A 15,617-nucleotide genomic window follows, 5' to 3' on the forward strand; every position below is an offset into this window, starting at 1 on the left:
CGCTATCACAGAAAAATGAAAACGACTATCATTTCATTCGAACTTTTCAAGTCCGATTTCTATCGGCGTTTTCCCGATTTGAAAATTTTCGATTGCGGATCAGTTAATCTTGTGAAGGTGGTCCTCGAAGGATTGAAAGTGAATTATTCTGCTAAGGGAAAGATCAGGAATAGTTTCGATGAACCGGAGCTGATCAATGATCTCCGGTCAACGTTTCAACGCATTCGTTCAAATGCAGATCAAAAAAAAATTGCTGAAGCAGAATTGAAAAAACTTCATCAGTTGGTTGAACGGCCATTTCTTTTTATCGATCATTCTCCACGGGTTCACAAAGAAAAAGACGGAAGCATCCGTTCCTTTTATTATTACAAACTGCAGGACACCATTGGCCGCGATCGCATTGCGATGCTCAAAGAAAATCAGGCCCCTGAAAAAAGTGATTTCGATCTGAGTGTGATCCGGTTCGCAGGATATCTTCAGCTGTGCGCTCCCGGGGAGCATGAAAAAAAATTCAGGAAAGAATTACGTACTTTTTTTCAGAATACGAAACATCTTTTCAACGTGGAGGAGCAAAAGAATGTGGGTTTTGCACTGGAGAAATTTTATGACGAGTATCGTGTGTGGAAGTACATCCTGGAAATTCTTCCTCAGAAAAAAATAGTTTTGCTTTGTCATTATCATCATGAAGGCGCTATTCATGCCATGCACGAAGCCGGCAGAACAGTGATTGAAGCCCAACATGGTTTGATCTCGAAGGAAGATGTTTTTTATTGCATGCCGGAAAATATAAAAACTGTAAGAGAACGTGCTTTGTTTCCGGATCACATACTTGTTTACGGTGAATACTGGAAACAGATATTGTCTTCCGGGTACGAATTTCTTTCGGCGGCGATCCATGTTGCCGGATATTTTCACGCTGAAGATGAAACAAATTCTTCTGCCGTTTCAATTTCAGGAATGGATCCCGAAAAAAAAATAATTCTCGTTACCACGCAGACTTTCCTTCACGAACATTTTATCCGTTACATCGAATGGCTTTCTGCCGATTGCGCAAAAAGATTCGGGGATCATGTTATTCTTGTTAAACTTCATCCCAATGAAAAAAGGGAACTTTATTCCGCACTCAATGATCTTAAAAATGTGGTCTTTACTGATCTTCCGGTTGTAAAACTATTTCCTCTTGCTGTTGCGCATATCTCCATTTATTCCACTACGCTTTACGAAGCGTTACGGTGCAATTCGCAGAATTTCGCTCTGGATGTTGCTCCCGAACTGAAAGGTTATGTGAACGGGATTGTTGATGGAGGGGTAGCTTGTCGTCTTCTTGCCAATGAAAATCCGCTGGAGAAGCTCACAAAAGATTATTTGCATGGCGACAGCAGAAATTTTTTTGGGATATTTGACCCTGGAATTATTCAAAATATTTTTCAATGAGAATATTTTTTCGTTCTGTTTATCAGGTGCTCGTAGGATGGAAAACATCTTTTACGCTTCGTTTTGTTTATCCGCAAAAAGAAAAATACAAATGGGTTAAATCCATCATTCCGCGCTGGATAAATTTCGGCAATGGCGTTGTGGTGGAAGAAAATGTGCTCTTTGCTCCATGTTTTAAAAAAATGGGAAAGCATGTGGTCGTCGGTAAAAATTGTTACATCGGTTATTGTTCTTCCATTGGTGATTTTTCCGGCCTTGGTTGGGGCGTAATGCTTGGATTCGATAGCCATCCTGTTCAATTTGTAAGTATGAACAGGATCTTTTATAATCCACAGCGGGGTTGGACCGATAAAAAATTATATGATGAGGGAAGCCGCGGTCTCACCGAAGTGGGATGCGATGCGATGGTTGGATCACAATCCATAATTCTTTCCGGCGTAAGCATCGGCCACGGGGCAGTTGTTGCTGCAGGATCTTTCGTAAATAAAAATGTTCCTCCTTATGCGATCGTGCGCGGCATTCCCGCGCGCATAGTGGCTTATCGTTTTGATGAAGCAACTATTGCGCGATTGCTTGCATCGGAGTGGTGGAATCTTCCTGATGAAGTTTTGAAAAAGCAGGTGAACCACATGGATGATCCGAATGCTTTCCTCGATGCGCTCGAAAAAGACGGAGCAATTAAACCGCAATGAAAGTTTCTGTTGTCATTCCCTGTTACAATGTTGCGGAATTTATTTCCAGGGCGCTCGATTCTGTTATCCATCAAACGTATTCCGATACAGAGATCATTCTCGTCGATGATGGCTCCACCGATGGGACGAATGAAATTATCGCGAAGTATAAAAAAAAATTTCCGAAAAAAATTCAATTTCAGCGGCAGGCGAAGAGCGGTGCTTCCAGTGCAAGAAATAAAGGAACGCGCGCTGCTACGGGAATTTATATTCAGTTCCTCGACGCCGATGATGAATTACTTCCGGCAAAAATTGAAACACAGGTCAAACTTGCAGAACAAAATAATAATCCCGGGCTCATCGCAGGCGCATATCGTAAAGAAAGTTCTGGAAAAGAATGGAGTGTTGATGTATCGGTTGAAGATCCGGTTGAAGCGCTGATTGCAGGAAAATTGGGTTGTACCTGTTCCAATCTTTTTTTGAAAAGTTCGCTGGAAGAATGTGGCGGCTGGCCGGAAGATCTCGGCAGCAGCCAGGAAGCCGAACTCATGTTCCGGATGCTGAAAAAAAATTGTCGTGTTGTTTTTGATAAGCGAACAAATACCATTGTGCACGGCCGTACTTCCGGTTCCATTTCATCAGCAGAGCCGGCGAAAAATATTGAACGTTATCTCGCGCTCAGGGGCGCGATCGCAGAGTGGCTGGAAGAAAACCGGTCGATGACAGAAAAAAGAAAACAGGCGCTCATGCTGAATATTGCAGGTGCATTGCTTCGTTTGTATTCTCATGATAAAATTCTCGCAATGAAATATTACAATTCCCTTTTCCAGGGGCGATACAGTATCCGATCCGGTCCCGGCGTTTCAGGAATGTATGCTTTTCTCGTGAGAAATTTCGGATTCAACCTCGCCGCACGTTTATCGAAGATGGCAGGAAGAAGTTAGGCCGGTTTTTTCTTTTCATTGCGGAATCCTATCTTCACATATCCTCTTTCATGAAAAAAATCCTCGTTGTTGTAGGCACGCGCCCGAATTTCATCAAGGTCACACGTTTTCGTGAAGTGGCGAAAAAATATTCCCACTTCAATTTGAAGATCGTTCACACCGGACAGCATTACGATGATAAGATGGCTGCTGTTTTTTTTCACCAGTTCGGAATGCAACCCGATATAAATCTGAATATAGGACAGGGTTCACCGGTAGAGCAGATCGCCGCCATTATGAAAGGGCTCGAAAAAGTGATCCGTGATGAAAAGCCCGATCTCATCATGGTTCCCGGTGATGTCAATTCAACTCTTGCTGCCGCACTAGCCGCGAATAAATCCGGAGTGAAATTAGCTCATATCGAAAGCGGGCTCAGAAGTTTCGACCGTTCCATGCCGGAAGAATTCAACAGAATTGTCACCGATGAACTCAGCGATATTTTATTCGTTACGGAACAAAGCGGCATCGATAACCTTGAAAAAGAAAATAAAAAAAAGGAACAAATCTTTTTTGTCGGGAATACGATGATCGATACGATGGTTGCGTTTGAAAAAAAGATCAGCGACTCTGAGGTGGAAAAAGTGCTCGGTATCGGGAATAAAAAATATATTCTCGTTACCATGCATCGCCCTTCGAACGTGGATACAAAAGAAGGGCTCGGAAAAATGGCCGACTTACTTTCCCATATTTCAGTTTCGCACCAGGTTGTTTTTCCCATTCACCCGCGCACGCGCAATAAAATGAAAGAATTCGGATTGGAAAAAGAATTCATTGTCAATGAAAAAATACGGCTTACAGAACCGCTCGATTATTTTTCATTTCAGAAACTGATCCGGAATTCTCAATTTGTAATTACAGACAGCGGCGGGATTCAGGAAGAAACCACTTTCCTCCGCATTCCCTGCATTACGCTCCGGCCGAATACAGAACGACCTGTAACGGTCACTACAGGAACGAATGTTTTACTCTCATTCGATAATGAACGGATCAAAAATAAAATCTCTGAAATTGAAAACGGAAATTTCAAAAGGGGGAAAATTCCGGAATACTGGGATGGAAAAGCCACAGAACGCATTTTTGAAAAATTAGCCGGCCTGCTTTGAAACGTATTCTCTTTTTTACTTACAATGATGCCCCTTCCGGGATTTACGAAGGGCAGGTGATCGATGTGTGCAGGTTCCTGGAAAAAGAATTGCAATGCAAGGTCACTTTATTTGCGCTCATTTCTATCCGTGATTACAGCAGAAATAAAATGGCGATCACCGGTAAATTCCACGAAGCTATCGTCAAAAGAATGTTTCCACGCACCAGGAACTGGAGATGGAATTCCATTGCGTTGAAAAGAGTGATCAGTAAAGTAAAACCGGACGTCATCATTGCACGTGGGCCATTTGCGGCAAATCTTGCTCTCGAATACAGGGGAAATGAGAAGATCTGTTTTGATGCACGCGGCGCTTACACGGCTGAACTCAATGAATACAATGTTGTTCCCGATGAAAAAGTAAAAAAAGAAATTTCTCTGCTCGAGAAAACTGCTGTGCGGAAATGTGATTCCCGTATTGCGGTCTCTGAAAAACTCGTAGAATACTGGAAAAAAAATTTCGGGTACAATGACGATGAACATGCAGTGATTCCCTGCACGCTTAACAACGAAATGCAAAAGAATAATTCAAATGAAAAAAAAACAGGACACGGATTTGCAAACGGCAATATTGTTATCGCATATTCCGGTTCAGGAGCAGGATGGCAATCGCTCCGGCAATTGGATGAGGTTCTGCAAAAAATGTTCAGAAATAATGAGCGTCTTTGTTTACTGATGATGACCAAACAGATTCCCGAAGAACTTCAGTTGAAAAAAGAATTTCCAGATCGCGTAAAACATATTTGGGTGGAACATACGGAAGTGAATGCGCTGCTTTCCAGTTGCGATTATGGCTGGCTGGTGCGCGAAAAAAGTGTGACAAATGAAGTGGCTTCACCGGTAAAATTTGCAGAGTACCTTGCCGCCGGGCTCAAAGTGATCATCTCTCCCGGGCTTGGCGATTATTCTGCTTTCACCGTCGAGAATAATGCAGGAATTCTTCTGCATGAAAATGACATGAAGAATATTTCTGCGGTAAACATGGACGAGAAAAAAAGGATGAAAGATCTCGCTGAAAAATATTTTACAAAAAAGAATTTCACCGAACAATATAAAAAGATCCTCCGATGAAGATCGCTTTGCTTACAGACGGGATCTATCCGCACGTGATCGGTGGAATGCAGAAGCATAGTTTCTATCTCGCAAAATTTCTTGCGGCTGCGGGCATGAAGATCGATCTGTATCATATCGTGAATGACAAATACGATGAGTTGGATGGATTCTCGGAGGAAGAAAAGAAAAATATCCGCTCTGTTCCGGTTGTATTTCCCGATTTTGGAAAAATGCCCGGGCATTACATCCGTGAATCGTATGAGTTCTCTATTCGCATTTATAAAAAAATGAAAGAAGCATCCAGGCCTGATTTTATTTATGCGAAAGGATTCACAGCATGGGAAATACTCAACCGGAGATCGAAGGGAGAACAGTTTCCATTGGTCGGCGTGAATTTTCACGGGTACGAAATGTTTCAGCGCCAACCTTCGCTCAGGTCATCTCTCGAAAGCAGGTTATTGCTCCGTCATCCTGTTTTGTACAATGTGAAAAATGCCGATGTTGTTTTTTCTTATGGCGGAAAAATAACTCCGCTCATCGAAGTGCTCGGTGTTCCCCGCAAAAAAATAATAGAGTTACCGACAGGAATTTCACCGGAGTGGACGACTGACAAAGTGAGTGAAGTTCATGATCCTCGGAAAATTGTTTTCATTGGCAGAAATGAACGGCGCAAAGGAGTGGAAGAACTCAACGACGTATTGAAAAATCTGAAAGAGGATTTTGAATTTCATTTCATCGGGCCTGTTCCTGAAAGTAAAAAGATCAGGAATAAAAAAATAAAATACCATGGCGAAATGCGGGAAGCCGGTGAAATAAAAAAGATACTGGTCGATTCAGATGTGCTCGTTTGCCCCAGCCATTCTGAAGGAATGCCGAATGTGGTGATGGAAGCGCTTGCCTGCGGAATGGCCGTGATCGCTACAGATACAGGTGCAACTTCTGTGATGGTCGATGATTCTGTGGGCTGGCTCATTCCGCCCGGTGACCGTGATTTCCTGCAGAAAGTTTTTTCAGAGGTGTTGAATTGTACACGGGAAGAACTGATGCAGAAAAAAATAAAGGCAAAACAAAAAGTGAAACAGAACTTCCTGTGGAATGATATTGCAATGAAAACCGTACATTCAATTCAGAAATTCTGCGACGAAAATAATTAGAAGCCATCCCAAAATTACCACAGTGGCTTTGCGCTCTTAGCGCCTTCGCGGTGAAAAAGTTTTAAACGCAATTTTGAGATGGCTTCTAAATACCTGACTGAAAATAATTTCATACCGTTCAACAAACCTGCTGTCGTTGGCAGGGAACTGGAATATATCCGCAAAGCTGTGGAGGCGGGAAATATTTCGGGTAATGGCCCATACGCACAAAGCGCCGCAGATTTTTTTACAAAACGATATGGACTGCGAAGCGCATTGATCACCGATTCCTGTACTTCTGCACTCGAGATGTCGGCACTGCTGCTGAACATCCGCCCCGGTGATGAAGTGATCATGCCCTCGTATTCTTTTGTGAGTACTGCAAATGCATTTGTGCTGATGGGAGCGAAAATTATTTTTGCCGATTCAACGAAGGATCATCCGAATATGAATGTGGCAGCGGTAGAGCAACTCATCACCCCGCGTACGCGTGCGCTTGTTTGCGTGCATTACGCAGGCGTGCCATGCGATCCTGCGCAACTCAAAATGATCTGCGAAAAAAATAATATTCACTTCATAGAAGACGCAGCACACGCGATCGATGTAAAGTGCGACGGAAAATATCTCGGAACTTTTGGCGATCTCGGAACGATCTCTTTTCACGAAACTAAAAATGTGATCGCGGGAAAAGGTGGGTTGCTTTGTGTGAATGATGCATCGCTGGTGGAACGTGCGCAGGAGATCTATGAAAATGGCACCAACAGGAGATCTTTTCTCAGTGGAAAAGTGAATCGTTATGAATGGACCAGTCTCGGTTCTTCTTTTTCACTTTCGGATCTGAACGCGGCATTTCTCTGCGGACAATTGGAATGCATTGACGTGGTCAATAAAAAAAGAATTTCCAACTGGAAAAATTATTACGATCGGTTGCATGATGCTCTTGTGAAAAAAGGAATCGGCGTTTGCGAAATTGAAAAAGGAACGGATCATAACGGGCATATCTTTTTTCTTGTTTGCCGTTCACAGGAAGAGCGCGATGCACTTATCCGCGATTGCGCCGCACAGAATATTCATCTTGTTTTTCATTACCAGTCATTGCACAAAAGCCCTTTCTTCCGGAACCGGCACGATGGAAGAAAACTTGTGAATGCCGATCGCTTCAGCGATTGTCTTGTGCGTTTGCCTTTGTTTCATGAATTGACGGAAGAACAACTTTCGCGCGTGTGCGAAAAAGTGCTGGAATTCTATTCGGAAAAATAGGTCGTTTATCGTTAGATTTGTGTGCCAATTCCGCTCTATGAGTGAGCACAAAACCAAGGTTTATTTTCCAGGTCTTAACGGTCTCCGTTTTTTTGCGGCATTGGCCGTGATCATCACGCACGTTGAGATGCTGAAGACGATGATCGGGCTCAGGAGCAGGTGGAATGAACCGGTGTTCTTCAACCTCGGAGGATTGGGAGTTTATTTTTTCTTCGTGCTCAGTGGTTTTCTTATCACGTATCTTTTGCTTTCAGAAAAAAAACAGGAAGGAAGAATTTCAGTGAGGGCATTCTACCTGCGCAGGATATTCCGTATCTGGCCGGTGTACTACCTGCTCATATTCGCCGGATTTTTTATTTTTCCACATATCTCATTTCTTCATCTTGATTATTTTCAGAAATTTCTTCCGCAGCATTTCTGGTTCAAATTCGGGCTTTTCTTTTTTATGCTTCCGAATCTTGCGCTCGCTATGTTCCCGTCCGTTCCTCACATCGGGCAAACCTGGTCGATAGGAGTTGAAGAACAATTTTATATCATCTGGCCGTGGATCGCGAAAAAATTTTCGAATCTTTTCCGCGTGCTCATTATTTTCATCATACTCATCGTTGCGCTGAAGTGTGCGATGCTTGTGCTTGTTCATTTCATTCCGCATAATTACTGGATCAATTCCATCAAAGCATTTATTGCAATGACAAAAATGGAATGCATGGCTATTGGCGGACTCGGCGCCTGTTTGTTATTTAATAAAAAAGAAAAATTTCTTAAACTCATTTACCTTCCTGTTGTTCAGCTCAGCGCTTATATTCTGATCCCTTTGCTCATCTTTTTTACGCCGGAAGCGATCCAGGATGGAATTCATCTTTTTTATTCCGTTCTTTTCCTGGTCATCATCATGAATGTTTCTTCCAATACAAAATCGCTTCTGAAACTGGAGAATCGAGTATTCAACTTACTCGGAAATGTGTCTTACGGAATGTATATGTATCACATGTTTGTCTTAGTGTTCGTCATCCGCCTCTCTTCATTTACTTTTGGTTTACGTGGAATTGAGGCCGACATTGCTCATTATGGTTTGGGAATCGCCGGAACTGTTCTGATATCCATTCTGTCTTATTATATTTATGAGAGGACTTTCATCCGCATGAAAAAGAAATTCACGAAAGTGATGAGCGGCAATGAAGCAAAATCCGCACAATGAGACAAACCAGGATAATCAATATTCTTATCTGGATTTCCATTTTCATCAGTTCCATTACTTTTTTCAAGGAACCTTTCGAAGGATATATTCACTACCTGGTTTTCATTCTGCTTTTGCCGGTGTTCATTACCCGTTTCGGAATTTCTGGCAACAGCATTGCCATACTTGTGGCGCTCCTTTTAACGGGTGTGATTGAGATCCTGATCGGCAATGATACGTGGGACCTTTTTCTCAAGATCTTCATCGGGATGACACTCTCCATAATTTTTTATTACGGCGTGGTGCATTATTTCAAAATGGATCTCGATAAACTTTTCACGTTCTACCTGAAAGGTGCTGTACTTATTTCTTACATCGGTATCATCCAGTTCTTTTCTTATTACGCCCACTTTTCGCCTGGTTATAATTATTCCTGGCTTTTTAATAAATGGGCATTCGTCACTAGTAATTTCGGCATACGTATTAACTCTGTTTTTTCTGAAGCATCACAGTGTGCAATTGTTCTTTCTCCTGCAGGTTTCATTGCATTCCTGAATCTTCTTCCAGGTGTGCAGCGCTACAAGCTCACGAAATTTGAATCTGTGTTGATACTCGCTGTGATCATCCTCACCACTTCTTCAACCGGCTATATCGGTTTTTTTATTTCACTTTTTCTCATCATTCTCAATTATGGAAGAGCGCTTTATTTCGTGATGGGTACGGCGGTGATCATTGCGGGTGGGGTTGTGTTATATAACAACGTGCCTGAATTCCAAAGCAGGATCGACACGTCCATGTCTTTGTGGCAAACGGAGGAGCTTTCGACGGAGAATGTGAATTCTTCCAGTTTTGTCCTTTACAATAATTTTCACATTGCTTCCGAAAATTTTAAAAGCAACTTTTTTTTCGGAACCGGCCTCGGTTCTCACCAGATTGCATTCGATAAATATTCGCTTACTAAAAATGAGGGTGTACTCGACATTCACTTCAATAAGGCGGATGGAAATTCTTTATTTGTAAGGCTTCTTTCTGAAACAGGTTTGATGGGAGTCATCTTCATCATCGTGTTCATTATTCGCTTTTACGTAAGGAAACGGGACGGCGATGTTGACGATCTCTGGATAATTTCCAATGCAGTGCTCGTGCTTATTATGCTTTACCTCATCCGCCAGGGAAATTATTTCCTTAATGGATTACCACTTTTCTTTTGGATCTATTACTTCTGCGGAAAACAACGTAAGAATAAATCAGTCGAAAATTCCATACCTGCCAATGTCGAACAAGAGGAAAATACTGATCCTGTACACTGAAATAGCCGGTTATACACTGGCTTGCATCAGGGAATTCAATCTTCGCTTCGGTGAATTCGAGATCCATCTTGTGCGTTACCCGGTGAATGACGAAGCTCCTTTTATTTTCAGGAATGAAATTTCTTTCAAAGAATATGATGGAAAAAAAATGTACGGCGACCAGCTTTTGAAACTTGCCTATGAAATAGAACCGGAACTGATTCTCTGCAGCGGATGGATTGATAAAAAGTACACGGCTGTTTGCCGGAAATTCAAAAATAAGATTCCGGTGGTGCTGGCCATGGACAACAAATGGGAAGGAACGCTTCGTCAAAAAGTGGCAGGAATTATTTCATCTCTTACAGTCGGAAAAACTTTCACGCATGCCTGGGTACCCGGCAATGCACAGAAAAAATTCGCGATGAAACTGGGATTCCAGGAAAAAAATATCCGCACCGGATTTTATTCCGCCGACACGGCATTCTTCAATGAAATATTTTCTACTTCCGCAAATGAGAAGAAGAAAAAATTTCCACATAAATTCATTTATGCCGGCCGCTATTATGATTTCAAAGGACTGAAAGAATTATGGGAAGCATTCATCCGTTTTAAAAAAGAAAATAATAATGATTGGGAATTATGGTGTCTCGGTACGGGCGATCTTGTTCCGGTGAAACATGATTCCATCCGTCATTTCGGTTTTGTGCAACCGGGTGAAATGGGAAAGATCATGAGTGATGCAGGTGTTTTTATTCTGCCGAGCAGGATCGAGCCCTGGTGTGTAGCCGTACAGGAATTTTCTGCAGCTGGATTTCCGCTTCTGCTCAGCAATAAAGTGGGCGCTGCAGAAACTTTTCTCGAAGAAAATAAAAATGGTTTTATGTTTCTGTCGGAAAATGTCCAGGAGATCGTGCGTGCAATAAAAAAAATAGCAGAAATGAAGGATGAACAGCTTTTTACAATGGGAGAAAGAAGCCATGAATTTGCGCAGCGTATAACACCGGCTTCGTGGGCAAAAACACTTCACAGCTTCTTGATTAACTTTAATAAAAAATAGTGTGTGCGGAATTAACGGAATTATCGGCCTTAACGGAAAAAGCGATCATCGCGAACAAGTTCAGCGCATGAACAACGCGCTCGCGCACCGCGGACCCGACGATGAAGGAATTTTTTCTGAGAATGGGATTACGCTTGGTCATCGCCGTCTTTCAATCATCGATCTTTCTTCTGCCGGGCACCAACCGATGCAGTACGAGCATGCCGGAAAAAAATATACACTCATCTTCAATGGTGAATTGTATAATTTCCGGGAAATAAAAAAAGAACTTCAGCAGGAAGGATTTGTTTTCAGAACAAATTCAGATTCCGAAGTTGTTCTTGCTGCGTATGCAAAATGGAAATCTGATTGTCTCATGCAATTCAACGGCATGTTTGCATTTGCAGTTTATGAGCATGCTGCCGGCGAAGTTTTCATTGTAAGAGATCGGATGGGAATAAAACCTTTGTATTTTTTTCAAAATGAAAATGAATTTATTTTTTCCTCTGAAATACGCGGCATCATCGCTTCGGGTTTGATGAAGCCGGAGATCAGCGAAACACAGACCAGGGATTATTTCCTTTACCAGACCGTTCATGCTCCTTCTACGATCATTGCAGGAATTTCAATGCTTCCACCGGGAAGCTATATGCAGATAAGGAATAATCAAAACGGAACGAAGAAAGAAAAAGAAATTCACCAATGGTGGTCACCGAAGATCGAAGCAGGTAAAGAAAAATTTAATTATGAAAATGTAAAAAAGAAAGTGCGCCAATTGCTGCGCGATGCAGTTGAATGCCGTCTTGTTTCTGATGTTCCATTCGGTGCGTTTCTCTCGGGTGGAATTGATTCAAGCGCCATCGTTGCCCTGATGACTGAAGTCGCTGTTTCAAAAGTGAAAACATTTTCAGTAGTGTTTGATGATTCGGAATTCAGTGAAGCGGTTTACGCACGAAGGATCGCGGAGAAATTCAAAACGGAACATCATGAAATAAAATTGTCACCTGAAGATTTTCTGCATGAACTTCCTGCTGCTCTTGATGCGATGGATCATCCCGGTGGAGACGGGCCGAATACTTATGTTGTTTCAAAAGCAACGAAGCAGGCCGGAATTACCATGGCGCTTTCCGGTTTGGGTGGCGATGAACTTTTTTGCGGATACAGTATTTTTAAGCAGGCGGCCGAACTGGAAAGAAAAAAATGGCTGAATGTTGTTCCGCGCGCCATGAGAAGTGCCGGTGGAAATATTGCTTCGAAATTAAAACGTGGAGTTGCCGGCGATAAAAGAAAGGCAATTCTTTCTTCTTCAGCTGTCGATTTTAATTCTGCGTATCCTTTTTACAGGATGGTGCTCATGGAAGATCAGATCAGGACTATTTACGATGGCAGAACCCGGGGAGGAAGCGCATTTGATTCGGCAATAAAAAATATTAATTCCGGCAATTCTTCTCATCATTTACTTTCCCGTGTTTCCATGTTGGAGATAGGAACGTACATGCAGAATGTTCTGTTACGCGATACCGACCAGATGGCCATGGCGCATGCGCTGGAAGTGCGCGTTCCTTTTCTCGATTATAAATTGGTGGAATATGTACTTTCTCTTCCTGATGAAATAAAATATCCGTCAACGCCCAAAAAATTACTGGTAGATTCATTGGGAGATCTTCTCCCGCGTGAAATTGTTGACCGTCCGAAAATGGGATTTACTTTTCCGTGGAAAAACTGGATGAAGAATGAATTGAAAAGTTTTTGCGAAGTGCGGCTGCATTCACTCGGCGAAAGAAAATATTTCAACGCCAAAGGGCTCGATGAACTCTGGAAAAAATTTCTGCAGGATGATCCTCGCGTCACGTGGTCGCGCGTGTGGCCGCTCGTTGCGCTCGCACATTGGCTGAATAAAAACGGGATCGATGACTGAACGCAAACGCATACTTATTTTCATTGATTGGTTCCTGCCGGGAGAAAAAGCAGGAGGCCCTGTACGATCGTGTGCAAATCTCATGGAACAGCTCGGAAATGAATTCGATTTTTCAGTGGTGACAGCAGACACCGACTATACCGATCACATACCGTACAAAAATATTAAGAGTGATCAATGGAATATTCTTCCGGATGGCAAACGTGTTTATTACATTTCAAAAGGTGAATTGAAAAAGGAAACGATTGAAAAAATAATTCTGGATGAAAAACCCGGCATGGTCTATCTGAACGGGATATGGTCGCAGGCATTTACACACTGGCCCTTGCGCATAGCAAAAAAAAATAAAATAAGAACTGTTGTTGCGGTACGCGGAATGCTCGCCCCATCGGCGCTTGCGATAAGGAAAACGAAAAAGAATATTTTTCTTCTTCTTGCAAAACTCGGCAGACTTTTCAGCGCCGTAACTTTTCACGCTACAACAGAAAAAGAAAAAGAGGAAACGCGGAAAATATTCGGTAAAGTCAATGTACTCGTCGCTGGAAACCTGCCTCGCCGTTCGATAGTCAACGCGATAGCAAAAGATAAAAAGCGTGATAAATTGCGCCTCATTACGGTGGCAAGAATCGCTCCCGAAAAAAATATTCTTTTTGCACTTGAATCGCTCAGGCATGTTACAGCAAACGTCGCCGCCGATTTTTACGGCCCCGTTTATGATCATTCTTATTGGAAAGAGTGTGAAGCGATGGCGCGCCAGTTGCCGGCATGCGTGAATGTGGAATTTCATGAAGCCGTGGATTCCGATTCTATTCCCGCGCTTATGAGTGCGCACGATGTTCTTTTTCTTCCGACCAGAGGAGAAAATTTCGGCCATGTGATCATTGAGGCCATGCAGAATGGATTACCGGTTCTTATTTCCGATAAAACTCCGTGGAAATTTCTTGCGAAAAATTATGCAGGATGGGATCTTCCGCTGAATGATGCGAAAACTTTTGCGAGGAAAATAAATGAGATCGCGGAAATGGATGAACGCGCATTCCGGCCATGGACGGAAGGAGCTGTTCGTTTTGCAGTACGTTATGCGAGTGATACAAAGTTGATGGAAAGTAACAGAAAAATATTTTCCTGATCAGGAATTTTCTTCGGTGTCATATTGATCATCATTCAGCACGGTCATCTTCACGGTATCAACACTGTGCTTGAATCTTTTCAGGATCAGAAATTCATAACCACCGAATTGTTTTTTTTCATTCACCGCAGGAATCCTTCCGAATAAATAATTCATCAGCCCCGAAACCGTTTCATAATGTTCACTCTCCGGCAAAGCGATCGGCAGAAAATCATTCACATCAAGAATTGCCGACATGGCATTCACAATAAATTCACGATCGCTCTTTTTTTCAACCACTGGTTTTTCCTCATCGTATTCGTCCTGGATCTCGCCCACAAGTTCTTCGATCACATCTTCCATCGTCACAAGCCCGGTGATCCCGCCGAATTCATTGGTAACGATCGCCATCTGGATATGGAGTGTTTGAAATTCCCGCAACAGATCATTGATGTGTTTGCTTTGGGGAATAAAATGTGCGGGGCGGATAATTCCTTCGATTGAAACACGATCCATCTTGCCGAATTTCATCAACCGCAAAAGATCTTTCGAATAAATAACGCCAAGAATATTATCGAGCGAATCCCTGTACACCGGCATTCTCGAATAACCTTCTTCGATCACCTTATTTAAAATTTCATCGGGCTGAAGATCGATATCGATCGCCGAGATTTTCACTCTTGGAACAAGAATGCTTTTCACCGTGCGGTCATCGAATTCAAAAACATTCTGGATCAGTTCATGCTCCGATTGTTTGATGGCGCCGCCTTCTTCACTTTCCGTGAGCAGTAAACGCAATTCTTCTTCGGAATGGATCGCTTCATGATCAGCTGAAAATTTTACACCACACAATCGCAATACTATGCGCGTTGTTTTATTCACCATCCAGGTGAAAGGCGCAAAAATAATATAGGCGAGACGAAGTGGATAAGCAACGAAGAGAGAAGTTTCGAGTGAATAGCGGATGGAAAGAATTTTCGGAACCTGTTCACCAAGTACCATATGAAATATTGTGATCAGTACTATCCCGGTGATGAAAGCAATATTGTGAAGCAGATTTTCCTGGATAACAATATGAAATTTCTGAAAAATTTTCAGAAGCATCGCAGCTACGTAAGGTTCTCCCACAACACCGAGAATAAGACTGGCACCGGTGATCCCCAATTGTGTTGCCGATAGATAAGCGTCGAGATGATTGAGAATATGACGAACGATCTTTGCCCGGCTGCTGCCCTGGTTCACTTTCAGGTCAATCTGTGATGAACGTACTTTTACAATAGCAAATTCCGCAGCAACAAAAAATGCGTTAATGAGAATGAGGAAAAAAATGAGAAGAAGATCGCTGCCCATAGAGGCGTGTTCCGTGTGGAGTGGATGCAAATATACGACAATCGCCGGAGACGTTTGATTACTG

General features: G+C 42.6%; 13 protein-coding genes. 12 read left to right on the forward strand and 1 reads right to left on the reverse strand.

Annotated elements, in window-relative coordinates:
- Positions 1-15 precede the first annotated feature (15 nt).
- The 12 genes from HY064_12205 to HY064_12260 all read left to right on the forward strand — a co-directional run bounded on the left by HY064_12205 (position 16) and on the right by HY064_12260 (position 14,224).
- On the forward strand, positions 16-1,434 hold the full coding sequence (locus HY064_12205) for a hypothetical protein (GenBank protein MBI3511420.1): 1,419 nt from the start codon (positions 16-18) through the stop codon (positions 1,432-1,434).
- On the forward strand, positions 1,431-2,126 hold the full coding sequence (locus tag HY064_12210; GenBank protein ID MBI3511421.1) for a CatB-related O-acetyltransferase: 696 nt from the start codon (positions 1,431-1,433) through the stop codon (positions 2,124-2,126). The genes HY064_12205 and HY064_12210 overlap by 4 nt, the downstream gene beginning before the upstream one ends.
- On the forward strand, positions 2,123-3,049 hold the full coding sequence (locus tag HY064_12215) for a glycosyltransferase family 2 protein (protein ID MBI3511422.1): 927 nt from the start codon (positions 2,123-2,125) through the stop codon (positions 3,047-3,049). Before HY064_12210 ends, HY064_12215 begins: the two co-directional genes overlap by 4 nt.
- 50 nt (positions 3,050-3,099) lie before the next feature.
- Complete coding sequence (gene wecB, locus HY064_12220) at positions 3,100-4,191, forward strand: UDP-N-acetylglucosamine 2-epimerase (non-hydrolyzing) (GenBank protein MBI3511423.1); 1,092 nt, start codon at positions 3,100-3,102, stop codon at positions 4,189-4,191.
- Positions 4,188-5,300, forward strand: coding sequence for a glycosyltransferase (locus HY064_12225; GenBank protein MBI3511424.1), 1,113 nt, complete (start codon positions 4,188-4,190; stop codon positions 5,298-5,300). The genes wecB and HY064_12225 overlap by 4 nt, the downstream gene beginning before the upstream one ends.
- Positions 5,297-6,436 carry a glycosyltransferase family 4 protein gene (locus tag HY064_12230; protein MBI3511425.1) on the forward strand — a complete coding sequence of 380 codons (1,140 nt, stop codon included), beginning with the start codon at positions 5,297-5,299 and terminating at the stop codon, positions 6,434-6,436. The genes HY064_12225 and HY064_12230 overlap by 4 nt, the downstream gene beginning before the upstream one ends.
- A gap of 78 nt (positions 6,437-6,514) precedes the next feature.
- A complete protein-coding gene (rffA, locus tag HY064_12235) occupies positions 6,515-7,675 on the forward strand; it encodes a dTDP-4-amino-4,6-dideoxygalactose transaminase (protein MBI3511426.1) in 1,161 nt (386 codons plus the stop codon).
- Between the two features lie 37 nt (positions 7,676-7,712).
- Entirely contained in the window at positions 7,713-8,873 is a 1,161-nt protein-coding gene (locus HY064_12240) for an acyltransferase (GenBank protein MBI3511427.1), read from the forward strand.
- Positions 8,870-10,162, forward strand: a complete 1,293-nt coding sequence (locus tag HY064_12245) for an O-antigen ligase family protein (GenBank protein MBI3511428.1) — start codon at positions 8,870-8,872, stop codon at positions 10,160-10,162. Before HY064_12240 ends, HY064_12245 begins: the two co-directional genes overlap by 4 nt.
- Positions 10,125-11,198 (forward strand): glycosyltransferase family 4 protein, encoded by a 1,074-nt coding sequence (locus HY064_12250; protein ID MBI3511429.1) that lies wholly within the window; start codon positions 10,125-10,127, stop codon positions 11,196-11,198. The genes HY064_12245 and HY064_12250 overlap by 38 nt, the downstream gene beginning before the upstream one ends.
- 1 nt (position 11,199) lies before the next feature.
- Positions 11,200-13,095 carry an asparagine synthase (glutamine-hydrolyzing) gene (gene asnB, locus HY064_12255; protein ID MBI3511430.1) on the forward strand — a complete coding sequence of 632 codons (1,896 nt, stop codon included), beginning with the start codon at positions 11,200-11,202 and terminating at the stop codon, positions 13,093-13,095.
- Positions 13,088-14,224, forward strand: a complete 1,137-nt coding sequence (locus HY064_12260; protein MBI3511431.1) for a glycosyltransferase family 4 protein — start codon at positions 13,088-13,090, stop codon at positions 14,222-14,224. The genes asnB and HY064_12260 overlap by 8 nt, the downstream gene beginning before the upstream one ends.
- On the opposite strand, the gene HY064_12265 is transcribed toward HY064_12260, so the two are convergent.
- The gene (locus tag HY064_12265; protein ID MBI3511432.1) at positions 14,225-15,553 is read right to left on the reverse strand and encodes an HlyC/CorC family transporter; all 1,329 of its coding nucleotides are present in this window, start codon (positions 15,551-15,553) and stop codon (positions 14,225-14,227) included. It lies immediately after the preceding gene.
- Positions 15,554-15,617 lie beyond the last annotated feature (64 nt).

It is taken from the genome of Bacteroidota bacterium, from assembly GCA_016194975.1.
Taxonomy (GTDB): Bacteria; Bacteroidota; Bacteroidia; order Palsa-965; family Palsa-965.